Below are 25871 nucleotides of genomic sequence, written 5' to 3'. Positions count from 1 at the left end.
GGCCGCGCACCTCTCCCAGCTGACGCTGGGGGAACCCCAGAGCATTCGGAGGGACAGAAGCCGTGGAGGTCAAGATCGGCGTGCAGCACGCGCCCCGCGAGATCGTTCTGGAGAGCGGGCAGTCTGCCGAAGAGGTCGAGCGCGCAGTGAGCGAGGCGCTGTCCGGCAAGGCGGAGCTGCTGGCCCTCGTGGACGACCATGGCCGCAAGGTCCTCGTAGCGGCGGACCGGGTGGCCTACGTGGAGATCGGCGAGCCGTCGACCCGCAAGGTCGGCTTCGGCGCGCCCTGAGCGGCGGACCACGTCGGCGCTAGCGACGCCGAGTAAGAGCATGGGGCGGCGGCCCGGAGACACCATCTCCGGGCCGCCGCCCCATGTCGTTGTCGGTGCGTGGCCGAAATCCCTTGCCCGATGGCCGGACGAGGGCGCACGCTGGCCGGACAAGCGGGTCCCGCCGGAGGGTTGTTGCCGGCGGCCCTTGGGTACGACCGCCTACGACCGATTTGTTCGACCGATCGGCCTCGTCAGCGGGAGGGAACGCCATGATCTGGGAAGCGCTCGGCGCCGTGATCGTCGGATACGCCATCGCCCTGTCCGCACGACGCTGGCTGCCGGAGCGGTTCCCCGACCCGACCCTGACGCTGGCCACCGGCCCGGTCGCCGCGCTGCTCGGCGCGCTGCTGACCCGCTCGATCCTGGGCCCGGGCCACCCGGTGCAGGTGATGGTCGCCGCGGTCGCAGTGGGCGCGGCGCTGCTGTCGGTCCTGGTGCGCCCGCCGCGCCGCCGGCCCCGCCGCCCGGCCGTTCCGCGGGGGCATCACCGGACGGCCTGTTGACCGTCCGGTGTCCGTCGCCGGTGCGCCTCAGGCCGCCAGGCCCAGCGCCGACATCCGCTTGGTGTGCGCCTCGGTGATCCGGGAGAACATCCGGCCCACCTCCGCGAGGTCGAAGCCGTCGGCGACCCCGCCGACCAGCATCGTGGAGAGCGCGTCGCGGTCCGCGACCACCCGCTGGGCCTGCGAGAGCGCCTCGCCCATCAGCCGGCGGGCCCACAGTGCCAGCCGCCCGCCGACCCGCGGATCGGCGTCGATGGCCGCCCGGACCTTCTCCACCGCGAAGGTGGCGTGCCCGGTGTCGTCCAGCACCGCGAGCACCAGGTCCCGGGTGTCGGCGTCCAGCCGGGCCGCGACCTCCCGGTAGAAGTCACTGGCGATCGAGTCGCCGACGTACGCCTTGACCAGGCCCTCCAGCCAGTCCGAGGGCGCGGTCTGACGGTGGAACTCGTCCAGCGCCGCGGCGAACGGCTCCATCGCCTCGTTCGGCTCCGCCTCGATCTCCGAGAGCCGGTCCCGCAGCCGCTCGAAGTGGTGGAATTCCGCCGAGGCCATCTTGGCCAGTTCTGCCTTGTCGTCCATCGTGGGGGCCAGCTTGGCGTCCTCCGCCAGGCGCTCGAAGGCGGACAGCTCGCCGTACGCGAGCGCGCCGAGCAGATCGATCACGGCGGCCCGGTACTGCGGGTCCGCGGATGCCCGTGCCCAGTCCTGGGCGGCGATTCCGGTGTGTTCCTGCGCGTCAGCAGCGGCGTTGTCAGGCGTCTCCATGACCGCACAATAGCCCGCCTGACGAGCCTTGGAAGGCCCTGGTCAGCCACGGCCCGGCCACCCTTGCGTGTGATCGTGGACACCGCTCCGGCGTGCCGTGATGAATTCCTCAGTCATACACGCCTTCGGATTCACGGACGATTTCCGGGGTACAGTGCTAAAGGACCCGCCGAGTATCGGTGGGTCGTTCCACGAAAGCGGATGCCCGGTCGGTGGCCCGATCGGCTCCAACCGACCGCCCTCCGCGCGGCGCGTGCCCACGTACGCACGGCAGGAGGGACACCGCTCGCGGCGAGAGCGCCTGAGCGACGGCAGTGGTCCCGCGCCCCGTCCGGCCCCTTCGGGCCGGCGCCGTACGAACCCGTACGACGGTGCGGTACGACCCCCTCCGCCGCCTCTTACCGCGTCTCACAGAAGAGGCAAGACTCTGTCTACGACGTTTCGAGAACTCGGGATCTTCCCCGAGACCGCCGAGGCCCTGGAAGCCGTCGGCATCGTTTCCCCCTTTCCCATCCAGGAGCTGACGCTCCCCGTCGCCCTCTCCGGCAATGACGTCATCGGCCAGGCCAAGACCGGCACCGGCAAGACGCTGGGCTTCGGCCTGCCGCTGCTGGAGCGGGTCACCGTGCCCGCCGACGTCGAGGCCGGCCGGGCCACCCCCGAGCAGCTCACCGAGGCGCCGCAGGCCCTCGTCGTGGTGCCCACCCGTGAGCTGTGCCAGCAGGTCACCAACGACCTGCTGACCGCGGGCAAGGTCCGCAACGTCCGGGTGCTGGCGATCTACGGCGGCCGCGCGTACGAGCCGCAGGTCGAGGCGCTCCAGAAGGGCGTCGACGTGGTCGTCGGCACGCCCGGCCGGCTGCTCGACCTCGCCGGTCAGAAGAAGCTGAACCTGTCGCAGGTGCGCTCCCTCGTCCTGGACGAGGCCGACGAGATGCTCGACCTGGGCTTCCTGCCCGACGTCGAGAAGATCATCCAGCTGCTGCCGGTCAAGCGGCAGACCATGCTGTTCTCGGCGACCATGCCCGGCCAGGTCATCTCGCTGGCCCGCCGCTACATGTCGCAGCCGACGCACATCCGCGCCACCGCGCCGGACGACCAGGGCGCGACGGTCGCCAACATCACCCAGCACGTCTACCGCGCGCACTCCATGGACAAGCCGGAGATGGTCGCGCGCATCCTCCAGGCCGAGGGCCGCGGGCTGGCGATGGTGTTCTGCCGCACCAAGCGGACCGCCGCCGACATCGCCGACCAGCTCTCCCGCCGCGGCTTCGCGTCCGGCGCGGTCCACGGTGACCTCGGCCAGGGCGCCCGCGAGCAGGCGCTGCGCGCCTTCCGCAACGGCAAGGTCGACGTCCTGGTCTGCACCGACGTCGCCGCCCGTGGCATCGACGTCGAGGGCGTGACGCACGTCATCAACTACCAGTCCCCCGAGGACGAGAAGACCTACCTGCACCGCATCGGCCGCACCGGTCGCGCGGGCAACAAGGGCACCGCGGTCACCCTCGTCGACTGGGACGACATCCCGCGCTGGAAGCTGATCAACAAGGCGCTGGAGCTCTCGTTCGACGAGCCGGAGGAGACCTACTCCACCTCCCCGCACCTCTTCGAGCAGCTGAACATCCCGCAGGGCACCAAGGGCGTGCTGCCGCGCGCCGAGCGGACCCGGGCCGGGCTGGCCGCCGAAGAGGTCGAGGACCTGGGCGAGACCGGGGGCCGCGGGCGCGGCCGTCGGCCCGGCGGCCGCACCGAGCAGGACGTCCAGGAGGAGCCCCGACGCACCCGGACGCCGCGCCAGCGGCGCCGGACGCGCGGCGGGACGCCGGTCGAGGAGTCCGCGGCCGCGCCGCAGGCGACGGACGCCGCGGACACCGCGGTGAGCACGGCCGAGGGCACCGAGGCACCGGCACGGCGGACGCCCCGGCGTCGGCGCCGTACCCGTGGCGCGGTGGCGGCCGGGGCGACCCAGGCCACGACCGGCGAGTCCGCGGCCGTCGAGCCCACGACCGCCGAGGCCGGCGACGCCGTCGCCGCAGCCGCGGTGCCGGCCCCCGCGGTCGAGCCGGACGCCGAGCCGGCCAAGCCGCGCCGGCGCCGTACCCGCAGTGCCGCCAAGGCCGCCGCGGAGACGGTGAGCGAGGCGGCAAAGACCCCGGCGACCGTGGTCGAGGCCGCGCAGGAGACCGCCGCCGAGGCCGCTCCGGAGAAGCCCAAGCGCACCCGTAAGCGGACGGCCACCAAGAAGACGGCCGCCGCCGAGGGCACCGACGTCGCGGAAGCGGAAACGGAGGCGGAGGCGGAGGCGCCGGCCAAGCCCAAGCGCACCCGTACCCGTAAGGTGGCGGCCGCCGAGCCCGCGGCCGAGGCCGCGGTGGAGACCGCCGAGGGCGCCGAAGCCGCGCCGGCGAAGCCGAAGCGGACCCGAAAGACGGCCGCGGCCAAGGCCGTTGCCGCCGAGCCGGCCGTCGCCGAGGGCGCCGAGGAGGCCCCCGCCAAGCCGAAGCGGACCCGGAAGACCGCGGCCGCGAAGGTCGCCGCGGACGCCCCGGAGGCCGCGGACGGCGCGGAGGCCAAGCCCAAGCGCACCCGCAAGCGGACCCCCGCCAAGAAGACCGCCGCCGCCGAGACCCCCACCGAGGGCTGATCTCCCGCTCCACCCACGGCAGTTGACGACCCGGCCCCGCCTCGCGCGGGCGCCGGGTCGCCGGCGTTCGGGGGCGCTCGCCGGGCCGGTCCGCGCCGCCCTCCCGAACGCGTTTGCGCCGGTCAGCGCCCGATAACCTCACCCCATGAGCACGCCGCCCACCCTCACCCTGCCGCCGTGCGCCCGCGCGCACCGGCTCGACACCGAGCGCGGTGGGTTCGCCGTGCACGACGCCCGCCCCGACGGCACGCCCGTCGGCACCGTCCTCCTGGTGCCCGGGTTCACCGGCAGCAAGGAGGACTTCATCGCCCTGCTGGCGCCGCTCGCCGCGGCCGGGTTCCGGGCGGTCGCGGTGGACGGCCGCGGGCAGCACGAGTCCCTGGGCCCGCGCGACCAACGCGCCTACGAGCAGCCGGAGTTGGCGCTGGACGTACTGGCGCAGGCGCGGGCCGTACGGGCGCCCGACGGCGGCCCGCCGCACCTGCTGGGGCACTCTCTCGGCGGGCTGATCTCCCGGGCCGCCGCGCTGCGCGATCCGACGGCGTTCCGTTCGCTCACGGCGCTCAGCTCCGGCCCGGCCGCCATCGATCCGGAGCAGCAGCACCGGGTGCGGATGCTGATCGACGCGCTCACCACGATGTCCATGGAGCGGGTGTGGGAGGCGATGCGGGCCCTGGATCCCGCGCCGACCGACGCCGCCGGGACCACCGCGGCGGGGTCGCCCCCGGACGCGCAGGCGCCCGAGATCGCCGCGTTCCTGCGGCAACGTTGGCTGAACACCGTCCCCGAGCAACTGATCGCGACCGGCCGGCAGATGCTCACCGAACCGGACCGGGTCGACGAACTGGCCCGCACCGGGCTGCCGGTGCACGTCGTCTCCGGGGCCGTCGACTACGCCTGGCCGGTGCCGCTGATGGACGCGATGGCCCGCCGGCTCTCCGCCCACCGCACCGTCATCGAGGGCGCCGAGCACTCCCCCAACGCCGAACGGCCGGAGCGGACCGCGACGGCGCTGGCGGATTTCTGGCGCGCGCTCGACTGACCGCCGCCCCGTCCGCGATGGCTAGGACCTGGACCTGTCCGATGGGTCATGGCCGGGGCCGGACGCTGACCCATCGGCCAGACCCTAGAAGCGCCCGTGGATGTGGTCCCAGAACCCGTCGCGCAGCACCCGCCGCAGATCGGCGTGGCCGCGCAGCGAGTGCTTGAGCAGCGCCTCCGCCGCGGTGAGCAGCTCCTGGTCGACGGTGCCGGGCAGATACGGGTGGCCGGGCAGCAGCTCGGCCACCCACGCCGGGCCGCGCTCGGACAGCCACTGGGCGGCGACCCGCGCCCCCACGAACCGGACCTCCTCGCGGGACGGCACCGGCCCCTCGCCGGCCCCCGCCTCCGCGCCCTCGCCGGCCGTCCGCCGGGTCACATAGGGCTTGCAGAAGTCCAGGTCGAAGGTGCGCGCGCTGTCCACCTCCCACATCAGCGGCTCGGCCTGGTTGCGGCCGCCCGGGGCGGCCTCGATGCCCCACAGGTGAACGCGGGCGCCGTAGCCCTGGGCCGCCTCCACCGCGGAGACCAGGTCCTCGTCGCCGCCGATCAGCACCGCGTCGCTGATCGCCCGGTGCCGGGCCAGCGACTCCAGATCGCTGCGGATCAACGAGTCCACGCCCTTCTGCTGGTTGTGGGCGTTGAGGTTGCCGAGCCGGACCTTGACGTCGGGGAGCTCGGCGATCCGCTGCTGCTCCGGGGTGTGGATCCGGCGGCGGGCGCCGTCGTACCAGTAGACCCGCAGCAGCCGGCTGTCCGGGAAGATCGTGCGCGCCTTGTCGATGAACGCCTCGATGAGCCCCTCGGCGTCCAGCCCGAACGCCTTGCGGTCCTCGGTGCCGGCGACCAGCCGCCCGGCCGCGGCGTAGACGTAGCCGGCGTCGGCGAAGACCGCGTGGGTGGACGGTGTGGTGGCGACCTCTGCGAGGACCCGGGCGAGCAGCTCGTTGGTGCGCTCGATGCCGGCGGCGAGCGACGCGAGGTCGGTGGTGCCCGTGGGCTGGCGGTCGTTCATTGCGGACCCATTGTCCGGGCGGGCGCCGGAGCGGCACAACCACAGTGGTTGCGCGCAGGGATTCCTTAGCCCATGAAAAAATTTCCTTAGCGTAGGGAATCATTTCAGCTGTAGGCTCGTTGTACCCGTATGGAACGCCCGACGACGATGCCGGGCGATCCGCTCGAAGAGATCTCCACAGGAGGATCAGACGAAGGGAGAAGCCCGTATGCGCTTCGAGATCATGCGCCTGGACGATGCCGACGGCGCCGCCGTGGACAGCACCGTCGTGGACGCCGCCTCCGTCAACAAGATCGTGCAGCAGGCCGCCGCCATAGGGCAGCGCATCTACATCCGCCCTGCTGACGCCGCCGCCGCGCGCTGACCGCCGGCCGCTGACCGCGCCCCGGACGTGACGTAACGCCGGGTGCCGACGACGCACGAAGCCCCCGTACGGACCTGCCGTACGGGGGCTTCGCGGCGTCCGGGAGCAGCTCAGGTGCCCTGGATCACCTGCGTCACGCCGTTGATGATCTGCTGCACGGCGAGCGCGGAGAGCATCATCCCGGCCAGCCGGGTCACCAGGACCACCCCGCCGTCCTTGATCACGCGGATGATCATGAGCGAGAACCGCATCGCCAGATAGAGCACCACGTGGATCGCCGCGATCGCCGACCAGACCGCGACCTGGGAGGCGACGTCGTGCGCGTGGTCCACCGCGAGGATCACCGAGACGATCGCGCCGGGCCCGGCCAGCAGCGGCATGCCCAGCGGCACCAGCGCGACGTTGACGTCCTTGGTCTGGGTCGGCTCCTCGGACTTGCCGGTCAGGAGGTTCAGCGCGACGAGCAGGAGCAGCAGCCCGCCGGCGATCATCAGCGCGGGCGTGGAGATATGCAACCGCCCCAGGATCTGCTTGCCGAAGAGCCCGAAGACGGCGATCACGCAGAACGCGACGGTGGCGGCCTGCCAGGCCATCCGGCGCTGCACCTTGGCCGGCCGGCCGGAGGTCAGGGCCAGGAAGATCGGGGTGATACCTGGGGGGTCCATGATCACAAATAGCGTGACAAAGAGGGTACTGAAGACGGCGACGTCGAACACAGTGCTGGCCTTGCGGTGGTACGGGCGAACGGAGGGGGACGCACGGGACCGGATGCGGCACGGCCGACGGACGGACCCGTGGGAGAGAAGCGGAAGAAGGCGTGCCGCGGCGCGCCCGGCTCAGGCGCGGGCGCGCGGTACGGCGGACGGCCGGGCGGCCGGTGCCGGCGGGCTCAGCCGCCCGCGCCGGGGACGGGGAAGGCGCCGGTGGCCCGGCGCACGATCTCTCCGTAGATCTCCGGGTCGGTGGTGTATTCGCCGAGGCGACAGGTCTTGCGGCTGCCGTGGTAGTCACTGGAGCCGGTGGTCAACAGGCCGAGATCGGCGGCGAGTCCGCGCAGCCGGGCCCGGGTCGAGGCGTCGTGTTCCATGTGGTCGACCTCGACGCCGTCCAACCCCGCCTCGGCCAGCTTCTCGATCGCGCTCTCCGGGAGGCACACGGCGCGCTTGACGGCGAGCGGGTGGGCGAAGACCGTGACCCCGCCGGCCGCCTTGACCAGCCGGATCGCGTCGAACGGATCGAGCTCGTGCTTCTCGACGTACGCCCGGCCGTCGTTGGCCAGCCACTCGGAGGTGAAGGCGTCGGAGACCGAGTCGACCACGCCCAACTCGACCATGGCGGTGGCGATGTGCGGGCGACCCACGGCGCCGTCGCCGGCGATCCGCGCCACCTGCTCCCAGGTGACGGGCACGCCCAGCTCGCGCAGCTTGCCGACCATGGCCTGGGCGCGCGGCACCCGGTCGTCGCGGACCAGCTCCCGCTCGCGGGCCAGTTCCGGCTCGTCGGGGTCGAAGAGGTAGGCGAGCATGTGCAGGCTGATCCCGTCGAGCCGGCAGGACAGCTCGGCGCCGGTGACCAGCGTCAGCCCCTCGGGGAGCGCGGCACGCGCCTCGGCGTGACCGCCGACGGTGTCGTGGTCGGTCAGCGCGACCACGTCCAGGCCCGCGGCTAGGGCGTTGCGCACCAGCTCGGCGGGGGTGTCCGTGCCGTCGGAGGCCGTGGAGTGGGTGTGCAGGTCGATGCGCACGGCACGTTCTCCAGACTGCTGCGGGACGGATACGGCGGCGGGCCGCAAAGCGGACACCACACCGGGAACCACCCCGTAAGGACTGCGGGGCACTACCACGGACTACAGAAGGATACCGGTCGACCGGACATGCCCTCGTCAGTCGGCCTCACATCCGGCCCCGACGCCCCGCCGATGATCCGTAGCCACACCGGCTTCCTCAGCCCAGAATCCTCGGCGACAGCGCCCCGCAGGGCAGCAGATCCACCTCGGCGCCGGCCTCCCGCAGATCCGTGAGCACCAGCTCGTCGTACATCAGCAGCCCGGACTGCTCGGGCCAGGCGACGGCCCACAGCCACAGCCCCCGGGCCTCGCCGGCGAAGACCGCGCGGTCGGGGGGCGCGCCATGGACCTGCCACATCGGGGTCGGGCGGCCGGCGGCGAGCACCTTGACGTGCGGCGGCCGGTCGACGCGCAGATGCGGGCCGGGGTCCGGGCCGTCGATACCGGCATAACGGGAGCCGAGCCCCACACCCAGTTCCTCGGCGACCAGCAGGAGTTCACCGGGGCCGCCGAGCGGGCCGGGCCCGGAGCAGGCCACCGCGGTCGCCCGGCCACCGCTGCGGTCGTCACCGGCACAGGCCACGCCGGTGAACAGCCAACCGACCGGCAGCGGCCAGGGCATCCACACGGGCACCTGCGCGCGGTGCACGACGACGCCGAGCGCCTCGACGCTCGGCGGGACGACCGGCTGGAGCGGGTGCACGGTGCCGTGGGCGGCGCACTGCCAGGTATCGGAAAAGAGGCCGGGCGCCCTTACCCGGCCTCCGCACTTCGGGCAACTGGGTTCGCCCCTCATAAGGACCAACGGTCCTCCCGAGTCGCCGCCCCGTCAAGGACGATCACTCGACCAGTGCGCCCCTCATCACGTACCGCACCGCGCACTTGGCCGGTTCTCGTCACGCGCAAACCCCCTCCCCGGAAAACTAGTTGCAGTTTGCATTCTTTAGCACACCTAACTTATCGTGTGTAAACAGCAACGATTTTGGTGAGCGCGCAGAGACAGGAAGGGGAACCCCGGCATGCAGCAGAGCGGTCACGGCGGTGCCACCCACGATCCTCTGGACGGGGGCGGCACCTCGCTTCTCCGGCAGCCCATGGCGGTCTGGGCCACCGCGGGCGCCTCGGTCGTCGCCTTCATGGGCATCGGGCTGGTGGACCCGATCCTCCCGTCCATCGCCAAGGGTCTGAACGCCTCGAACAGCCAGGTCTCCCTCCTGTTCACCTCCTACTTCCTGATCACCGCGGTGGCGATGCTGGTCACCGGCTTCGTCTCCAGCCGCATCGGCGGCCGCAAGACGCTGCTCGCCGGGCTGGCCCTGGTGGTGCTCTTCGCGGCGCTGTCCGGCACCTCGTCCTCGGTCGGCGAACTGGTCGGCTTCCGCGCCGGTTGGGGCCTGGGCAACGCACTCTTCGTCTCCACCTCGTTGGCGGTGATCGTGGGGGCCGCGAATCCCATAAGGGCATCGCGCAGCGATTCCACTCGGGGCGGTGGCGGGCGACGGGCGGGCGGCAGCGCGGCGGCGATCCTGCTCTACGAGTCCGCGCTCGGGCTCGGGATGGCCTGCGGCCCGTTGCTGGGCGCGGTGTTGGGCAACATGAAGTGGCGCTACCCCTTCTTCGGCACCGCGGCCCTGATGGCCATCGGGTTCCTCGCCATCACCGTCTTCCTCAAGGAACAGCCCCGACCGGCCCGCAGGACCTCACTGCTGGACCCCGTCCGGGCGCTCGGCCACGGCGGGTTGGCCTCGGCCGCGGTCTCCGCGTTCTTCTACAACTACGCGTTCTTCACCGTGCTGGCGTTCACCCCGTTCGTGCTGAACATGTCGCCGTACAAGTCGGGCGGGGTGTTCTTCGCCTGGGGCGTGCTGCTGGCGCTGTTCTCGGTGGTGCTGGCGCCCCGGCTCCAGGAGCGCTTCGGCTCGCTGCGCGTGCTGGGCGGCTCGCTGCTGCTGCTCGCCGTCGACCTGGTCGTCCTCGGCTACGGCGACCACACCACCGCGGTGGTGTGCACCGTGCTCTCCGGCGCCTTCATCGGCCTGAACAACACCGTCTTCACCGAGTTGGCGCTGGGGGTCTCGGATACCCCGCGGCCGGTGGCCAGCGCCGGATACAACTTCGTCCGGTGGTTCGCGGCGGCGGCCGCGCCGTTCCTCGCCCCAAAGATCGCGGAGTGGGCCGATCCCCATGTCCCATTCGTGGTCGCGGCGTTGGCCGCGGCGATCGGCGCCGGCATCGTCGCGGTCCGCCGCCGGTCGCTGACGCTGCGGGCCGAGCAGCTCGAACCCCGGCACGCGACCGAGGACGGGGTCGCGGTCTTCGCCAACCAGTAGGAGACGGAAGGGAATTGACGCCCCGTCCGCCGCGCGAGGGGCGCGGCGGGCGGGGCCGGGTCCATTCAGTCCAGGGCCACGCCAGCGCGCAGCGGGTCGCGCAGATCGGTGCCCCGCTCCAGCCAGCGGGCCTGCAGCGCCTCGGCGCCGTGCACCCGCTTCCAGGCGGCCTCGTTGGGCGTCATCGGCAGCAGCGGCAGGAACCGCACCGGGTCCAGCGCCGCGCCGTGCGGCCCCGCCTCCCCCAGCTCCAGGTCCTCGACGAGGCCGCCGGCCGCGCCCACCAGGACCGAGGTGAACGGCGCCCCCGGCCACAGCGGTTCACCCACGTCCAGCGACGCCCCGGGGGCCACGATCACGCCCTCGACCTGCGGTGACGCGGCGAGGACGGCGAGCGGGCGGAGGACCTTGTCGGTGTCCGCGTGGCCGCCGCGCACCGAGAGCAGGAGTTCGGCCCGGGGGCCGCGGTGCGGGTCGGCCAGTACCGCCGCCGGATCGTTCATGGGTTGGGCGGACATCCCGAGCGTGGCGTAGCGGAGCACGTCGCCGTCGACGAAGCGCAGCACCTCGATGCGGTCGGTGCCGAGGAAGGTGATGGCGGCGCGCGCGTCCGGTTCGCCCAACGCCGTGCGCAACCGGGCCTCGACCAACTCAAGAACGTCAGACATGCGGCGAGCATAGGCGCCGGGCCCGGGGCCGGCCGCGCCGCCCAACGGCCGCCGGGGAGACCCCCGTCACACGCCGGGGAGCGGTTCGTTATGGAACGGGCAAAGGGGCGTCACAGCGCTTCGGGTGGCTGATAGCCTTGCCGTCTGGTCAGGGAATGACGAACGTCCCCCAACGGGGACCGGCCGGAGGAGGTGGGGCTGCGGTGGATCCGAGTCGACCGTGCAGTACCGATAGTTCTCCCGTCCTCCCGCTCGCCGGGCGAGCCTTCTGATCCGAGAGCTTCCGTACCCCGCCGCACAGCGGCGAAACGCCTGAAGTTCCTTTGCTCCGGACGCAGATGACGGAAGAGCGCCCTCGACTCTTAGCTTCCGTGATGTCAGCGAACTGCCGTCGGTAGCACCGCACCGAGCGCCGCCCGCTTTGCGGACGTATGGCTGCTTGTCGCCGCGTACGTCCTCGTTCCGGGCCGCGTTGCGCCTGCGTTCGCCGCTGGCGGCCGGCCCGAAGGAGCCTGCCATGTCGATGATCCGCGACCTGCGTGCCGCCGTCCGCCCCGCCCGGCGCCGCGACGAATCCCCCTACCGCGGCACCTCCGCCGCCGCGGCCTGCCCCAACAGCGCCGTCGTCGACTGCGGCGTCTACCGCGACGGCCAGCGGGTGGCCGGACACCCCGCCCCGGCCGAGGCGATCGCCGGCGTCCGCGACGAGGGCGGCTTCGTCTGGATCGGCCTGCACGAGCCGACCGAGGCCGAATTCGCCGGCATCGCCCGGGAGTTCGGGCTGCACCCGCTCGCCGTGGAGGACGCCGTCCACGCCCACCAGCGACCCAAGCTGGAGCGCTACGACGACACCCTGTTCACCGTCTTCAAGACCGTCCACTACGTCGAGCACGCCGAGTTGACCTCGACCAGCGAGGTGGTGGAGACCGGCGAGGTGATGTGCTTCACCGGCCCGAACTTCATCGTCACCGTCCGGCACGGCGGCCAGGGCTCGTTGCGCGCGCTGCGGCACCGCCTCCAGGAGGACCCGGAGCGGCTGGCCAAGGGCCCGTCCGCGGTACTGCACGCCGTCGCCGACCAGGTCGTGGACGGGTACATGGCGGTGGCCGGCGCGGTGCAGGACGACATCGACGAGGTGGAGATCGACGTCTTCAGCTCCGGCACCACCGGGAAGGGCAGCGGCAAGGGGGCCGCGAAGGGCGGCGACGCCGGGCGGATCTACCAACTCAAGCGCGAGGTACTGGAGTTCAAGCGCGCGGTCTCCCCGCTGCTGCGGCCGATGCAGCTGCTGAGCGAGCGGCCGATGCGGCTGGTGGACAGCGACATCCAGAAGTACTTCCGGGACGTCGCCGACCACCTGGCCCGGGTCAACGAGCAGGTGCTCTCCTTCGACGACCTGCTGAACTCCATCCTCCAGGCCAACCTCGCGCAGGCCGCCGTGGCGCAGAACGAGGACATGCGCAAGATCACCGCCTGGGCGGCGATCTTCGCCGTCCCGACGATGATCGCCGGCATCTACGGCATGAACTTCAAGTACATGCCGGAACTGGAGTGGAAGTACGGCTACCCGACGGTGCTGCTGGTCACCGTCGGCATCTGCCTGGGCATCCACCGCGGGTTCAAGCGCAACGGCTGGCTGTAGCGCCGGCGGGCCGCCCCTCCGGCCGGCCGATTAGGCTACGGACCATGACGGAGACGGTGTCGCAGACCCTGCTGGATCAGGCCCTCATCGAAGAGGCCACCAAGAAGTCCGGCCTGGTCTGGGTGCGCGGGGCGAGCGGCCCGGCGCGGGCGCTGTGGCACGTCTGGCACGACGGGGCCCTCTGCCTGGTGGGCGCCGCCGACGACGCCGGGCGAGAACGCGTCGGGGCCGAGCAGCCGCTGGCCGGCCTGGGGCTCACCGACGGCGGCACCGCGACGGTCACCGTGCGCAGCAAGGACAAGGGCGGCCGGCTGGTCGCCTGGCCGGCCGCGGTCCGCGAACTGGCGCCGGACAGTGAGGAGTGGCGGGCCACCGTCGAGGAGCTGAAGGGCAAGCGGCTCAACGCCCCGGACTCCGAGACGCTCGTTACGCGCTGGGCCCGGGAGTGCCGGGTGCTGCGGCTCGTCCCGGCCGGCGAGACGGTGCAGCGTCCGGGCCGGATGCCGGACGACTCGGGCGCCGAGCCGCCGCTGGCCTCGCCCGCGCTCACCCGCCGGCCGGTGCCGGCCGCGCTGCCGAAGCTGCTGCGCCGGGGCCGCAAGGGCTGAGGCCCCGGCCGCGGGCGGTCAGCCGGCGCCGGCGATCTTCTGGCCGTAGTCGACGACCTGCTCCTTGTCGGGGGCCTTGAGGTCCACGCCCTTGCCCCAGTCGGAGAGCTTCAACTCGCCCGCACCGCCGGCGCGCTGGAGTCGCAGCGGGTAGGGGGTGCCCTCCAGGGAGACGTCGAGGGTGCCGCCTCCGCCGGCGGCCACCTGGACGGTGCGGTGCCCGTCCACCGTCCCGCGGTTGCCGGCCGTCAACTCGCCGTGCAGCCCGAGCAACCCGGCGAGCAGGGTGTCCTTGTCGGTGAAGCCGCTGAAGCGCCGGTGGACCGGGTCGGCGGCGGGCACCTTGACGTACTTGTCGCCCAGCTTGGCCGCGCTGCCGCCGCCCGTGCCGGCCTTCTCCCCGGCCCAGAACGACGCATCGGCCTTCAGGTAGAGCGCGTTGCCGACCCGCAGCAACTGGAACGAGGCGGCCTGGGTGGACAGTTCGCCCCGGGCGCCGTCCCCGGCCAGGCGCATGTCCAGGGTGTAGGTGCTGCCCTGGCTGACGACCTTTCCGGAGAGGTGGACGCTGTCGGCCTTGGCGGCGGCCGCCTTCGCCTTGGCCGCGATCTGCGCGGCGGGCAGCTTGCCGACGCCGTTGGTGCCGGCGTCCGGGTCCTCCGCGCAGCCGGCCACCGTCGCGGTCAGCGCCGCGCACGCCGCCGCCACCCGCGCGACCAGCCCGAGGCGTCGGGGTCCGGCCGGCGGTCGGCGGGTGGTGTCCGGGGGGATGGCGCTCACGTCGGCTCGGCCTCCTGATGCGGGTGATCTCGACAGCTCACGGCAGCGTACCCGGGGGTCGACGGCCCGTAGGGCCGCTTCCGGCCGGCCACCATACGGCCGTTCCCGCCGGGGCACGGCCCACCCCGACGGGTTAGCCTGAACCCGAATCAAGGCGTTGTTTTCTGATCAACAACGGAGCAATCAGGACGGAAAGGGAGAAGGGCGGCGCTCTCCATGGCGGTGGTCACTCCCCGGATCTTCGTCTCCCACCTCTCCGGCGTGGCCGTGTTCGACCCCAACGGCGACCAGGTCGGCCGCCTGCGCGACCTGGTCGTCCTGCTCCGGGTCGGGGACCGCCCGCCGCGGCTGCTGGGGCTGGTCGTCGAGGTGGTCAGTCGACGCCGGATCTTCGTGCCGATGACCCGGGTGACGGGCGTCGAGTCCGGCCAGATCGTCACCACCGGCGTGGTCAACATGCGGCGCTTCGAGCAGCGGGCCTCCGAGACGCTGGTCTTCGGCGAACTGCTGGACCGACGGGTGCGGATGGTCGAGACCGACGAGGAGGTCACCGTGCTCGACATCGGCATCACCCAACTCCCGGCCCGCCGCGACTGGGAGATCGACAAGGTCTTCGTCCGACGCGGCAAGGGCGGCCCGCTGCGCCGCAAGGGAGAGGTCTTGACCGTCGAGTGGTCGGCGGTGACCGGCTTCACCCTGGAGGAACACGGGCAGGGCGCGGAGAGCCTGTTGGCCACCTTCGAGCAGCTGCGCCCCGCCGACCTGGCCGGCGTGCTGCACCACCTCTCCCCCAAGCGCCGCGGTGAGGTCGCCGCGGCGCTCGACGACGACCGGCTGGCCGACGTCCTGGAGGAGCTCCCCGAGGTCGACCAGGTCGAGATCATCGGCAAGCTGAAGGACGAGCGGGCCGCCGACGTCCTGGAGGCGATGGACCCGGACGACGCCGCCGACCTGCTCTCCGAACTGTCCGAGGAGGAGAAGGAGCGCCTGCTGACCCTGATGCGCCCGGAGGAGGCCGCGGACGTCCGGCGGCTGATGTCCTACGAGGAGCGCACCGCCGGCGGCCTGATGACCACCGAGCCGATCGTGCTGCGCCCGGACGCCACCGTCGCGGACGCGCTGGCCCGGGTGCGCGACCCGGACCTCTCCCCCGCGCTCGCCGCCCAGGTCTACGTCTGCCGGCCGCCGGACGAGACGCCCACCGGCAAGTACCTGGGCCTGGTCCACTTCCAACGGCTGCTGCGCGACCCGCCGTTCACCCTCGTCAGCTTCATCGTGGACACCGATCTGCCGGCGCTGAGGCCGGACACCCCGCTGCCCGAGGTGACCAGCTACCTGGCCGCGTACAACATGGTCGCGGCGCCGGTGGTGGACGAGGGCGGGGCGCTGCTGGGCGCGGTCACCGTCGACGACGTGCTGGACCACCTGCTGCCGGACGACTGGCGGGAGGCCGGACTGCACGGCCGCCCGCAGGCCCACGACGGCACCGTCCGGGCGCGCGGAGAGGGTGCCGATGGGCGCTGAGGACCGGGAGAACGCCAGGGAGCGGCGGCTGCACGGCGCCTCGGCGGTGCGCCGGGGCGGCGCCGGGGAGCGGCACCGGGGGCCGGAGCCCCGGCCGCGGGCGCGGCTGGACCAACCGCGGGTGCCGCGCCGGACGTTCTTCCCCGAATACGACCCGGAGGCGTTCGGACGGCTCTCCGAGAAGATCGCCCGCTTCCTGGGGACCGGCCGCTTCATCGTCTGGATGACGGTCACCATCATCCTGTGGATCGGCTGGAACGTGACCGTCCCCGGCGACCTGCGGTTCGACAACTACCCGTTCATCTTCCTGACCCTGGCCCTCTCCCTCCAGGCGTCCTACGCGGCGCCGCTGATCCTGCTGGCGCAGAACCGCCAGGACAACCGCGACCGGATCACCCACGAACAGGACCGCAAGCAGAACGAGCGCTCCATCGCCGACACCGAGTACCTGACCCGGGAGATCGCGGCACTGCGCCTGGGCCTGGGCGAGGTCGCCACCCGCGACTGGATGCGCTCCGAACTGGAGGAGCTGCTGCGGGAACTGGAGGCGCGGCAGACATCCGACGGCGCACACCCGGAGCGTGACGAACGCGACCGCTGAGGACCTTTCCGGAAGGGCCCCTCACCCGCCGTACGGACCCCCGTCTCCCCGACCACCACCCCTTTGGGACGCCCTTCGGGCAGCCGTACTATCTGTGCATGGCAACAGACACGCCCCAGCCCAACGGCTCCGCGCCGAGCGAGGACGCGATCCGCGAAGCGCTCGCGACGGTCAACGACCCCGAGATCCACCGCCCCATCACCGAACTGGGGATGGTCAAATCGGTGGAGATCGCCGCGGACGGCTCGGTGGCGGTCGTGGTCTACCTCACCGTCTCCGGTTGCCCAATGCGGGAGACGATCATCAGCAGCGTCCGCGAGGCCGTGGAGCGGGTGCCCGGCGTCACCCGCGCCGGGGTCGAGCTGGAGGTGATGAGCGACGAGCAGCGGCGGGAGCTGGCGGCGTCGCTGCGCGGCGGCACCGCCGAGCGCGAGGTCCCGTTCGCCAAGCCCGGCTCGCTGACCCGGGTCTACGCCGTCGCCTCCGGCAAGGGCGGCGTCGGCAAGTCCTCGGTGACGGTCAACCTCGCCGCCGCGATGGCCGCCGACGGCCTCAAGGTCGGCGTCGTGGACGCCGACATCTACGGCCACTCGGTACCCCGGATGCTCGGCGCTGACGGCCGACCCACCCAGGTCGAGAACATGATCATGCCCCCGTCGGCGAACGGCGTGAAGGTCATCTCGATCGGGATGTTCACCCCGGGCAACGCCCCGGTCGTCTGGCGCGGCCCGATGCTGCACCGCGCCCTCCAGCAGTTCCTCGCCGACGTCTACTGGGGCGACCTCGACGTCCTGCTGCTGGACCTGCCCCCCGGCACCGGCGACATCGCCATCTCCGTGGCCCAGCTCGTCCCCAACGCCGAGATCCTGGTCGTCACCACCCCGCAGCAGGCCGCCGCCGAGGTCGCCGAGCGGGCCGGTTCGATCGCCGTGCAGACCCACCAGAAGATCGTCGGCGTGGTGGAGAACATGTCCGGGCTGCCCTGCCCGCACTGCGACGAGATGGTCGACGTGTTCGGCACCGGCGGCGGCGAGCGGGTCGCCGAGGGCCTGACCCGGACCACCGGCGCGCAGGTCCCGGTCCTTGGCGCCATCCCGATCGACGTCCGGCTGCGCGAGGGCGGCGACGAGGGCAAGCCGGTGGTGCTCACCGACCCCGACTCCCCCGCCGGCTCCGCGATCCGCGCCATCGCCGGGAAGTTGGGCGGCCGCCAGCGCGGCCTGTCCGGCATGTCGCTGGGGATCACCCCGCGCAACAAGTTCTGACCCGCGCGCGGCCGCACCCCGGCCGCGTACGGCACGAGAAAGGGCGGACCCTCGACGGTCCGCCCTTTCGTCTGCGCCGCGCGCGCCGCCCGGCAGGGCGCGCGGCGCCTGACTCGCGCCCCCCAGCGCGCGGGCGCTCAGCCCTCGTAGGCGCCCAGGTCCTGGATCACCGAGAAGCCCAGCCCGTACGCGCTCATCCCGCGCCCGTAGGCGCCGAGGTGCACCCCGTCGGCACCCTCGGGACCGTCCTGGCCGGACGTCCCGGCGAGCACCCAGCCGTACTCGGACTCCCGGTAGCAGAACGGCGTCGGCACCCCGTCCACCGGGAGCATCAGCTCGCTCCAGCCGTCCCCGCCGAGATCGTCGGCCAACTCCCAAGCCAGCATCGTCTGCTGGTCCAGCCAGTCCTGGCGCAGCGTGCGGTCCATCTGCGTCGGCCAGGTGTGGGCGAGGAGGCCGGAGCCGGCCAGCCAGGCCGCCGTCGAAACCGAGGTGGCCTCCAGTACGCCGGTGCCGTCCGCGCTGCGCCGTACGGGCCGGCTGGCGACCGTCACCACCACCGCGAACCGCTCATCGTCCTGGCTCTCGACCTTTATGCTGGGCTCCGCGCCGTGGCCGGTCGCGCCGTGCTCGACGGTGCCGTCCGCGGCCATCCCGACCTGCATCAACCACCGCGGCCCGGTGAACGCCTCATCGAGGCCGTACCACGGGAACGCGGCCAGCAGATAGCCGTCGGCCTTCCGACCGGTATCGGCGGACACCTCATGGGTGACTGTCCGACTCGTCGTCTCCATCTGCGCGGAGCCTCCTCGTTGCCCTGCGTCGTGGGCGGCCCGCCCCCCTCAGGCGACCTCACCCCGGACACCGGGAGCATAGCCAGTGGCGTCAACACAGCCGGGCATACGAGATTCTCAGGTCGCGTCGGCGTCGAACGGCGGCGGCTCGCGGCGGGAGGCGTCGGCGCTCTTGGTGAACATGTCCGGGCGGCCGGCGGAGGCAGCCGACGGCTCCTTCGACAGGTTCACCGAGGAGCCACCCGCGGCGGCCGCGGCGCGGGGCGCGGTGGACTCCCGGACCGCGTCGGTGACGTCGGTCATCTCCTTCTTCAGGTCGAAGCCCTCGCGCAGCTCGGCGAGCTCCTTCAGTCCGTACTCGTCCTTCTCCAGGACGTGCTTGCGGACGAAGTTCTTCGGCTTGAGGTCCTCGAACTCGAAGTCCTTGAACTCCGGACCGAGCTCGTCGCGGATGTCCTGCTTCGCGCTGTCGGAGAACTCCCGGACCTTCCGGATGAAACCGGTCACGTCCTGGATGAGCTTGGGCAGCTTGTCCGGCCCGAACAGAAGCACCGCGAGGATGACGATCGCAATCAGCTCTAGGGGTCCTATGTCGAAGAACACCTTGCAGCTCCTTGGGTTATCCGCGGCCTTCGGGGGCCTTTGGGCCAGGCCGCCTCTCACGGTACCTGGCCCCCGGCGTCGGGCGGGAGTCGCCCGCCCCAACACCGTACAAACGATCAACCCTGGGTGGCGGAACCCAGTGTCAGCCGGACGGACCGCTGCGCGTCGCCCCGCTGGACCGTCAGCGTCAGCACGTCGCCGGGCCGGTGGCTGCGGACCTTGATGATCAGTTCCTCGCCGCTGTGCACCGGCGCCCCGTCCACCTCGGTGATCACGTCGCCGGACTGCAGGCCGGCCTTGGCGCCGGGGCCGCCGGGGGTGACCGCCGGCGCACCACCCTTGCCGTCCTCGCTGACCCGGGCGCCGTCGCCGGCGTACTCCATCGCCAGCGTGACCCCGAGCACCGGGTGGGTGGCCCGGCCGGTGTTGACCAGCTCCTCGGCGACGCGCCTGGCCTGGTTGATCGGTATGGCGAAGCCCAGTCCGATGCTGCCGCCCTGGCCGCCGCCGTCCAGCCCGCCGGTGCCGCTGTCGGCCGCCCGGATCGCGCTGTTGATCCCGATCACCCGGGCCTTGGCGTCCACCAACGGGCCGCCCGAATTGCCCGGGTTGATGGGGGCGTCGGTCTGTAGTGCGTCGACGTACGACACATCGCTGCCGTCGGGCTTCTTGCCGCCGGCGGTGATCGGGCGCTGCTTGGCGCTGATGATCCCGGACGTCACGGTGTTGGCGAGGTCGTAGGGCGCGCCGATGGCCACCACCGGGTCGCCGACCTGCGCCGCGTCGGAGTCGCCGAGGGCGAGCGGGTGCAGCCCGGTGACGCCCCGGACCTGCACCACGGCGAGGTCGTAGCCGCCGTCCCGCCCGATGACCTTGGCCTTCGCGGTCTGTCCGCCGCTGAACGTCACCGATATCTCGCCGCCGGTCCCGGCCGGCTCGACGACGTGGTTGTTGGTGAGGATGTGTCCCTGCCGGTCGAGCACGAAGCCGGTGCCGGTGCCCTGTTCGGCGTTGCCGCGGACGTGCAGGGTGACCACGCCGGGCAGCGCCGCCCTGGCGATCCCCGCGACGCTCTCCGGGCTGCGGCCGCCCGCGTCCCCCGCCGCCTGCGGCAGCTTGAGGTCGTCGAGGCCCCCGTACCGCTCGATGTACGCGCCGGCCACCCCGCCGACGCCGCCGGCGAGCAGCGCCAACACCACGGCGGCGGCCATCAGTCGGGCCCGCCGGCCGCGCCGCCGCGGCGCCCGTGGATCCGGGGCACCCGGTGCCGCCATCGGGCCACCGGGACGGGGCGCGCTCCAGGGGTCGTAGTGCTGCCACGCGCCGGGCGCAGTCGGGGGCGCGGGGCGGGGGCCGCCGTCGCCGGGGTGCGGGACGAAGCCGCCGGCGGCGGGCTCGGCGGCCGCTCCGGGGGCGTACGCCGGCTCCGGCCCCACGGCCCCTGCCGCGGGCGGGAGTTCGGACTCGCGCGGGGCAGCGGGGGCCGGCGCCGCCCCGTTGGGCACCACGGTGCCGTGCGCCGGCGTCGCCGTCGGCCGCTGGACGAGCGGCGCGGGCGCCCACGGTCCGGGGCCGCCGTACGGGGGCGTCCCGTAGGGGTCCTCGGGGTGCAGCGGCTGCTGACGGGGGGCGTCGCCGGCGACCTGGGCGTCGACCGCATGGGCGGCACCGGTGGGCGGCGCCGGGGAATCGGCCGCGGGCGCGGTGCGCGGGTCAGGGCGGGGGGCGTCGGCCGCGGGCTCGGCGCCCTGGGCCGGCCCGCGCTGCTCGGGGACGTGGGCGGGCACCGCGCCGAGCACCATGGTCGCGGCGGGGTGCTCGGGGGTGGCGGCGCCGGTCTTGGACGAACGACCGTCGGCTGGACGGTCCTTGGCCAGGCTCACCTCGGCCGAGCGGTCCTCGGTCGGGCGGTCCTCGGTCGCGTCGCCCGTTACCCGCTCCCGCTCGCCCGGAGGGTTCGACACATCGCTCTCCCCTACGGGAGCCGATCCGGGTATCTCCCCCACGGGGCCCGTCAACTCCCCGCCGGCTCCGGCCACTTCGGCACCCTTGGCGGTATCGACGGCATCGGCGCCACCGGCAGCCTGGGCGACATCGACGGGTCCCGGCGAACTCTGGGCATCGCGGGCCTCCCGGGCAGCCTCGGCCGGCGGGGGCGCGTCCGTCGCCGGCCCCGCCACCCTGGGCGCCGTCGCGGGTCGCGGCGGACCGACGACCCAATCGCCCGACGCCTCCCCGCCGGTGGCGCCGGTCGTCGGCTCCCCGGCCTCGCCCCCGGCGGGCTGTCCCGGCCCCGGAACCGGTCCCGGCCGGCTCCACCACTTCGGCTTGGGCCCGGCGCCCTTCGCGTCGTCCATGCTCTCCCCAACACTTCGCCCGCGCCCCTGCGCGGCCACCTGCGGCCCGTCCGACGACGGGCCCCGCGGTACGCGCCCCCGGGCAGGGACGCGCCGCCCGAGAAGGGATTCAACCAGTTCCGGACGGTGACGCGCGCGGTCCGGTCAGTGCGGGCCGGAGGCCGCCTGGCTGCTGCCCCCGTCGGAGCCGAGCAGCGGCCGCATCGGCTCCAACGGCGGCAGCGGCGACGGGGCGTGGCGCATCGGGACCTCGGCGCTGGCGGAGAGCCGGGCGAAGCGGTTCTCCGTCGGCGGAGCGGTGGCGGCTATCAGCGGCGAGAGCCCGAAGCGGCCCGGCAGGGGGCTGAACGCCGGTACGGCGTCCGTGGGATGGCCCTCGGACGGCGCGAACAGCGACATCGGGCTGGGCGCGGGGGCGCCCGTCGGATCGCTGGCGGAGGGCCAGGAACCGGGCCGGGGCTCGTCCGTGGCCAGCGGCCCCTCGCCGCCGAGGAGCGGCACGGCCCCGGCCGCGGGGTTGGCGTTGAGCGGGGTGACGGCGGTGCCGTTGCCCTCGGCGCGCGGGCCCGGGGCGTCGACGGCCGCCTCCAACGGGAGGGCGCCGCCGAGCGCGAACGCCGCCAGCGAGACCGCGCCGGCCGCCGCGAACGCGAGCCGGCGCCGCTGCGGGATGCCGCGCTCCGGCTCGTGCACCCGGAAGCCGCGGGCCCGGGGCTGCGGGGGGACGGCCGCCATCGCGGGACCGAGGTGCCGCTCCGACGGGACATAGCCGAACGCGCCGTCGCCGCGGGCGAATTCGCCCCGGCCGAAGGTGCCGTTGCCGAGCCGGCTGCCCGGACCGCCCGGCTCGCCGCCGGGCAACTGCTGAAGGCGCGCCAGCAGCCCCTCGGAGGGCCCGGGGGACAACGCCTGCGCGAACACGTTTTTCAGCCGACGCTGCGCATCGGCCTCCGCCTTGCACTTCCCGCACGTCGCCAGGTGCGCCAGCACCCGTTCTCGTGCGTCGTGCCCCAGTTCACCGTCGACCAGGGCTGCCAGGCGGTCGCCGAGATGCTGCTCGGCGGGGGACGGACCGCCACTGCCGCTCACGCGATTCCGACCTCCCTACTGGGCACCACGGCCAGGGCACGCCGCTCGTCGCGCTCCTCACGCTCCTCCGCCCGGGCCTCGGGCGAACGGTGCTTGAGCGCCTTGCGCAGATGGGAGCGGCCCCGGTGGATCCGGCTGCGGACCGTGCCCAACTTGACGCCGAGGGTCGCGGCGATCTCCTCGTACGACAGGCCCTCGATGTCGCAGAGCACCACGGCGGCCCGGAACTCCGGCGCGAGGGTGTCCAGCGCGTGCTGCACGTCCGCGTCGAAGTGGGTGTCGTCGAACTGCTGCTGCGGCGCCGGCTCACGACTGGGGAGCTTCTCGGCGGCGTCGTCGCCCAGCGCGTCGAAGCGGATGCGCTGACGGCGACGGACCATGTCCAGGAAGAGGTTGGTCGTGATGCGGTGCAGCCAGCCCTCGAAGGTGCCGGGGGTGTACGACGACAGCGAGCGGAAGACGCGGACGAACACCTCCTGCGTGAGGTCCTCGGCGTCGTGCTGATTGCCGCTGAGGCGGTAGGCGAGGCGGTACACCCGGGCACTGTGGGTGCTGACGATCTCCTCCCAGGTGGGCGGAGACCACGCCTGCGCGTCCGCGTCGGCGGCGAAGGTCGCGGTGGGCGCGTCGGCGATGGGGGCCCCTCCCCTGGCCTTGGGGCCGTGAGGGCGGAAACGGTCAGCGGTGTTGGTCACGGATTTCGGCCCGGCGAACGACCGTCGCAAGCGCCTGCGCACCCTTCGGTCACCCGCCGCAGCCGCACCTCCCCTGGTGGCTCTGGTGGTGTCCAGTAGAGCCCCTACCATATCCACCTCGCCCGTTAGCTCCGGATAAGCAGTTTTGACCAGCATTTGGTGTGGCTTCTCGTCCTGCCGCGGCTCTCGCCCGGCCTCTTGCGCGGTATCCACCGGTGCGTCCCCCCGTCCTTCCCCCTGCCCTCTCCTAACGCCCGGTCCCATCTGCGGGTTCCCGCGCGCAGCGGATACAGTCACGGTTGCGTCAACTACGGGGACAGGAGAGGGCCATTACCGGCAACCGGCAGACGAGCTTGGCATTCGCCGAGGCGTACGGCGCCGGAACCCTCGACGACGCCGCCCACACCGCCCTGCTCTGGTGCCGCGACCGCGCCCGTGAGGTCGGCGTCCGCACCGTGACCGCCGGCGCCGGCGCCGCCCTGCGGCTGCTCGCCGCCACCGCGGACGCCAAGGCGGTCGCCGAGATCGGCACCGGCACGGGGGTGTCCGGCATCTACCTCCTGCACGGCATGCGCCCCGACGGCGTGCTGACCACCGTGGACCTCGAACCGGAGCGGCAGGCGTTCGCCAAGCAGGCGTTCCGCGCCGCGGGCTTCGCCGGCAACCGCGCCCGCTTCATCCCCGGCCGGGCGCTGGACGTCCTGCCGCGCCTGGCGGACGGCGGCTATGACCTCGTCTTCTGCGACGGCGACCCCATGGAGTATCTGGAGTACCTCGCTGAATCGTTGCGGCTGCTGCGGTCCGGCGGACTCGTCTGCTTCCAGGGCGTGTTCGCCGACGGCCGGACGGTCGACTCGGCGGAACAGCCGGACGAGGTGCTGCGGATCCGTGAACTGCTGCGGGCCATACGGGAGAGCGCCACGCTGGTGCCGGCGCTGCTGCCGGTCGGCGACGGGCTGCTCTGCGCGGTCAAGCGCGGCTAGCCGACCACCCGCACGCCCGCCCGCGCACCCGCCAAAGCGCCGTTCCGGCATACGAAACGGCCCCGGCACGCGGCGCGCCGTAGCGTGGCGCGCCGCGTGCCGGGGCCGGGGTGTCCGGCTGGAGCTACCGGGATGTCCCGAAGAGCCGCAGCGGTAGTACCGCCCGCGTCAGACGGTGACCTTCTCCAGTGCCTCACCCAGGGCCTTGGCCTCGTCGGGGGTCAGCTCGACGACGAGTCGACCGCCGCCTTCGAGCGGAACGCGCATGACGATGCCCCGCCCCTCCTTGGTCACCTCGAGCGGGCCGTCGCCCGTCCGCGGCTTCATGGCCGCCATGCTCGTTCCCCTTCCTGAAACCAGCTCATCTCAGCCGACGGCCTTGATAGGCGCGTGTCACCGGCGTCGAACACATTGCTTCTAGGCCATTATCCCGCATCGAACGACCCGATGACCAACATCAGGGGGCATCCCTTTGGCAACGCGCTCCCGCAAACCCACCCAATTCGGGGAGCGGGCTGCGATACTTCGCCGCTCTTCACCACCCAGCGCACCCGCATTCTTTGACGTACGTCACATGTCGGGGGCGGATGATCTCCGGCATCCTGAGCGCTGGCTGCCGTTGCCGGGCAGCACCGAGCCACGACGGAGGGGACTTTCCCACTATGGCCGACACCGTGCTCTACGACGTGACCGAGGGACTGGCGACGGTCACCCTCAACCGCCCTGACGCCATGAACGCACTGAACACGGAGGCAAAGGTCGCGCTCCGGGACGCCCTCACGGAGGCCGCCGGCGACCCGGCGGTGCGGGCGGTGCTGCTCACCGCCACCGGGCGCGCCTTCTGCGTCGGACAGGACCTCAAGGAGCACATCGGGCTGCTGGCCGAGGACCGCAAGAGCGGCGGCTCCCGCACCATGAACACCGTGCGGGAGCACTACAACCCCATCGTCACGGCGCTGGCGGAGATGCCCAAGCCCGTGGTGGCCGGGGTCAACGGCGTCGCCGCGGGCGCCGGCGCCGGCTTCGCGCTGGCCGCCGACTACCGCGTCGTCGCCGACACCGCCTCCTTCAACACCTCGTTCGCGGGCGTGGCGCTGACCGCGGACTCCGGGATGTCCTGGACGCTGCCGCGGCTGATCGGCCACGGCCGCGCCGCCGACCTGCTGCTCTTCCCGCGCTCGGTCCCCGCCCAGGAGGCGTACGAACTGGGCATCGCCAACAAGGTGGTGCCCGCCGACGAACTGGCGGCCCAGGCCGCCGCGGTGGCCCGCCGACTGGCCGAGGGGCCGACCGCCGCCTACGCCGCGCTCAAGGAGTCGCTGGCCTACGGCGCCGGGCACTCGCTCGCCGAGACCCTGGAGAAGGAGGACGAGCTCCAGGTCCGGGCCGGGGCCTCGGAGGACCACCACCGCGCGGTGGAGGCGTTCGTCAAGAAGGAGAAGCCGGTCTTCGTCGGGCGCTGACCGGGCCCGCCGCTCCCGG

Annotated in this window: 26 protein-coding genes; 13 read left to right on the top strand and 13 right to left on the bottom strand. The window is 73.0% G+C overall.

Going from position 1 to position 25871, the window contains the following annotated elements; all coding sequences use genetic code 11:
• Nucleotides 1–62: 62 nt before the first annotated feature.
• Nucleotides 63–290 carry a DUF3107 domain-containing protein gene (locus ACFVFQ_RS23965; RefSeq protein WP_274913448.1) on the top strand — a complete coding sequence of 76 codons (228 nt, stop codon included), beginning with the start codon at nt 63–65 and terminating at the stop codon, nt 288–290.
• 251 nt (nt 291–541) lie between these two features.
• A complete protein-coding gene (locus tag ACFVFQ_RS23960) occupies nt 542–835 on the top strand; it encodes a hypothetical protein (RefSeq protein ID WP_383419378.1) in 294 nt (97 codons plus the stop codon).
• Nucleotides 836–862: 27 nt separating this feature from the next.
• Here ACFVFQ_RS23960 and ACFVFQ_RS23955 read toward each other — a convergent pair whose 3' ends face one another.
• Nucleotides 863–1600: a ferritin-like fold-containing protein gene (locus tag ACFVFQ_RS23955; RefSeq protein ID WP_274913450.1), complete on the bottom strand. Its 738-nt coding sequence runs from the start codon at nt 1598–1600 to the stop codon at nt 863–865.
• 253 nt (nt 1601–1853) lie between these two features.
• On the opposite strand from ACFVFQ_RS23955, the gene ACFVFQ_RS23950 reads away from it, so the two are divergent.
• Together ACFVFQ_RS23950 and ACFVFQ_RS23945 are read left to right on the top strand one after the other, a co-directional pair.
• Complete coding sequence (locus tag ACFVFQ_RS23950) at nt 1854–4244, top strand: DEAD/DEAH box helicase (protein ID WP_383419374.1); 2391 nt, start codon at nt 1854–1856, stop codon at nt 4242–4244.
• A 145-nt stretch (nt 4245–4389) separates the two neighbouring features.
• On the top strand, nt 4390–5286 hold the full coding sequence (locus ACFVFQ_RS23945) for an alpha/beta fold hydrolase (RefSeq protein ID WP_383419372.1): 897 nt from the start codon (nt 4390–4392) through the stop codon (nt 5284–5286).
• A gap of 84 nt (nt 5287–5370) precedes the next feature.
• Here ACFVFQ_RS23945 and ACFVFQ_RS23940 read toward each other — a convergent pair whose 3' ends face one another.
• A complete protein-coding gene (locus ACFVFQ_RS23940) occupies nt 5371–6300 on the bottom strand; it encodes an NYN domain-containing protein (RefSeq protein WP_383419370.1) in 930 nt (309 codons plus the stop codon).
• 208 nt (nt 6301–6508) lie between these two features.
• On the opposite strand from ACFVFQ_RS23940, the gene ACFVFQ_RS23935 reads away from it, so the two are divergent.
• Nucleotides 6509–6664, top strand: coding sequence for a hypothetical protein (locus tag ACFVFQ_RS23935; protein WP_383419368.1), 156 nt, complete (start codon nt 6509–6511; stop codon nt 6662–6664).
• Nucleotides 6665–6774: 110 nt separating this feature from the next.
• On the opposite strand, the gene ACFVFQ_RS23930 is transcribed toward ACFVFQ_RS23935, so the two are convergent.
• The 3 genes from ACFVFQ_RS23930 to ACFVFQ_RS23920 form a co-directional block, all read right to left on the bottom strand.
• Nucleotides 6775–7380, bottom strand: coding sequence for a MarC family protein (locus tag ACFVFQ_RS23930; protein WP_383419366.1), 606 nt, complete (start codon nt 7378–7380; stop codon nt 6775–6777).
• A 173-nt stretch (nt 7381–7553) separates the two neighbouring features.
• Nucleotides 7554–8408: a PHP domain-containing protein gene (locus tag ACFVFQ_RS23925; RefSeq protein WP_383419364.1), complete on the bottom strand. Its 855-nt coding sequence runs from the start codon at nt 8406–8408 to the stop codon at nt 7554–7556.
• A 199-nt stretch (nt 8409–8607) separates the two neighbouring features.
• The gene (locus tag ACFVFQ_RS23920) at nt 8608–9246 is read right to left on the bottom strand and encodes a DUF6758 family protein (RefSeq protein WP_383419362.1); all 639 of its coding nucleotides are present in this window, start codon (nt 9244–9246) and stop codon (nt 8608–8610) included.
• A 223-nt stretch (nt 9247–9469) separates the two neighbouring features.
• Here ACFVFQ_RS23920 and ACFVFQ_RS23915 point away from each other — a divergent pair, with 223 nt between their 5' ends.
• Nucleotides 9470–10780 carry an MFS transporter gene (locus ACFVFQ_RS23915; RefSeq protein WP_383419360.1) on the top strand — a complete coding sequence of 437 codons (1311 nt, stop codon included), beginning with the start codon at nt 9470–9472 and terminating at the stop codon, nt 10778–10780.
• 65 nt (nt 10781–10845) lie between these two features.
• Here the strand turns inward: ACFVFQ_RS23915 and ACFVFQ_RS23910 are convergent, their stop codons facing one another.
• Nucleotides 10846–11448: a suppressor of fused domain protein gene (locus tag ACFVFQ_RS23910; protein ID WP_383419358.1), complete on the bottom strand. Its 603-nt coding sequence runs from the start codon at nt 11446–11448 to the stop codon at nt 10846–10848.
• Nucleotides 11449–11965: 517 nt separating this feature from the next.
• Between ACFVFQ_RS23910 and ACFVFQ_RS23905 the strand changes: the two genes are divergently transcribed.
• Nucleotides 11966–13090, top strand: a complete 1125-nt coding sequence (locus tag ACFVFQ_RS23905; RefSeq protein WP_383419356.1) for a magnesium and cobalt transport protein CorA — start codon at nt 11966–11968, stop codon at nt 13088–13090.
• A 44-nt stretch (nt 13091–13134) separates the two neighbouring features.
• A complete protein-coding gene (locus ACFVFQ_RS23900) occupies nt 13135–13698 on the top strand; it encodes a hypothetical protein (protein WP_383419354.1) in 564 nt (187 codons plus the stop codon).
• An 18-nt stretch (nt 13699–13716) separates the two neighbouring features.
• Here ACFVFQ_RS23900 and ACFVFQ_RS23895 read toward each other — a convergent pair whose 3' ends face one another.
• Complete coding sequence (locus tag ACFVFQ_RS23895) at nt 13717–14478, bottom strand: hypothetical protein (RefSeq protein ID WP_383419352.1); 762 nt, start codon at nt 14476–14478, stop codon at nt 13717–13719.
• A 216-nt stretch (nt 14479–14694) separates the two neighbouring features.
• Between ACFVFQ_RS23895 and ACFVFQ_RS23890 the strand changes: the two genes are divergently transcribed.
• From ACFVFQ_RS23890 to ACFVFQ_RS23880, 3 genes are all read left to right on the top strand, one after another.
• Nucleotides 14695–16002 (top strand): magnesium transporter MgtE N-terminal domain-containing protein, encoded by a 1308-nt coding sequence (locus tag ACFVFQ_RS23890; RefSeq protein WP_383419350.1) that lies wholly within the window; start codon nt 14695–14697, stop codon nt 16000–16002.
• Entirely contained in the window at nt 15992–16603 is a 612-nt protein-coding gene (locus tag ACFVFQ_RS23885) for a DUF1003 domain-containing protein (protein ID WP_383419347.1), read from the top strand. Before ACFVFQ_RS23890 ends, ACFVFQ_RS23885 begins: the two co-directional genes overlap by 11 nt.
• A 98-nt stretch (nt 16604–16701) precedes the next feature.
• Nucleotides 16702–17868 carry an Mrp/NBP35 family ATP-binding protein gene (locus ACFVFQ_RS23880; RefSeq protein ID WP_383419345.1) on the top strand — a complete coding sequence of 389 codons (1167 nt, stop codon included), beginning with the start codon at nt 16702–16704 and terminating at the stop codon, nt 17866–17868.
• A 137-nt stretch (nt 17869–18005) separates the two neighbouring features.
• Here ACFVFQ_RS23880 and ACFVFQ_RS23875 read toward each other — a convergent pair whose 3' ends face one another.
• The 5 genes from ACFVFQ_RS23875 to sigE all read right to left on the bottom strand — a co-directional run bounded on the left by ACFVFQ_RS23875 (nt 18006) and on the right by sigE (nt 23406).
• Nucleotides 18006–18662, bottom strand: a complete 657-nt coding sequence (locus tag ACFVFQ_RS23875) for a hypothetical protein (RefSeq protein WP_383419343.1) — start codon at nt 18660–18662, stop codon at nt 18006–18008.
• A 117-nt stretch (nt 18663–18779) separates the two neighbouring features.
• Nucleotides 18780–19265, bottom strand: coding sequence for a sec-independent translocase (locus tag ACFVFQ_RS23870; RefSeq protein WP_383419341.1), 486 nt, complete (start codon nt 19263–19265; stop codon nt 18780–18782).
• A 116-nt stretch (nt 19266–19381) separates the two neighbouring features.
• The gene (locus tag ACFVFQ_RS23865) at nt 19382–21622 is read right to left on the bottom strand and encodes a trypsin-like peptidase domain-containing protein (RefSeq protein ID WP_383419338.1); all 2241 of its coding nucleotides are present in this window, start codon (nt 21620–21622) and stop codon (nt 19382–19384) included.
• A gap of 144 nt (nt 21623–21766) precedes the next feature.
• Complete coding sequence (locus ACFVFQ_RS23860) at nt 21767–22711, bottom strand: zf-HC2 domain-containing protein (RefSeq protein WP_383419336.1); 945 nt, start codon at nt 22709–22711, stop codon at nt 21767–21769.
• A complete protein-coding gene (gene sigE, locus ACFVFQ_RS23855; protein WP_383419335.1) occupies nt 22708–23406 on the bottom strand; it encodes an RNA polymerase sigma factor SigE in 699 nt (232 codons plus the stop codon). The genes ACFVFQ_RS23860 and sigE overlap by 4 nt, the downstream gene beginning before the upstream one ends.
• A gap of 299 nt (nt 23407–23705) precedes the next feature.
• Here sigE and ACFVFQ_RS23850 point away from each other — a divergent pair, with 299 nt between their 5' ends.
• On the top strand, nt 23706–24389 hold the full coding sequence (locus tag ACFVFQ_RS23850; protein WP_383419333.1) for an O-methyltransferase: 684 nt from the start codon (nt 23706–23708) through the stop codon (nt 24387–24389).
• 168 nt (nt 24390–24557) lie between these two features.
• Here the strand turns inward: ACFVFQ_RS23850 and ACFVFQ_RS23845 are convergent, their stop codons facing one another.
• Nucleotides 24558–24725 (bottom strand): DUF3117 domain-containing protein, encoded by a 168-nt coding sequence (locus ACFVFQ_RS23845; RefSeq protein ID WP_003985072.1) that lies wholly within the window; start codon nt 24723–24725, stop codon nt 24558–24560.
• A 326-nt stretch (nt 24726–25051) separates the two neighbouring features.
• Between ACFVFQ_RS23845 and ACFVFQ_RS23840 the strand changes: the two genes are divergently transcribed.
• Entirely contained in the window at nt 25052–25852 is an 801-nt protein-coding gene (locus ACFVFQ_RS23840) for an enoyl-CoA hydratase/isomerase family protein (RefSeq protein ID WP_383419330.1), read from the top strand.
• The last annotated feature ends 19 nt before the right edge of the window (nt 25853–25871 follow it).

Source organism: Streptomyces sp. NPDC057743 (genome assembly GCF_042798755.1).
Lineage (GTDB): Bacteria > Actinomycetota > Actinomycetes > Streptomycetales > Streptomycetaceae > Streptomyces.
Note: the sequence above shows the minus strand (reverse complement) of the source record. Positions and strands in the feature narration are given on the sequence as shown.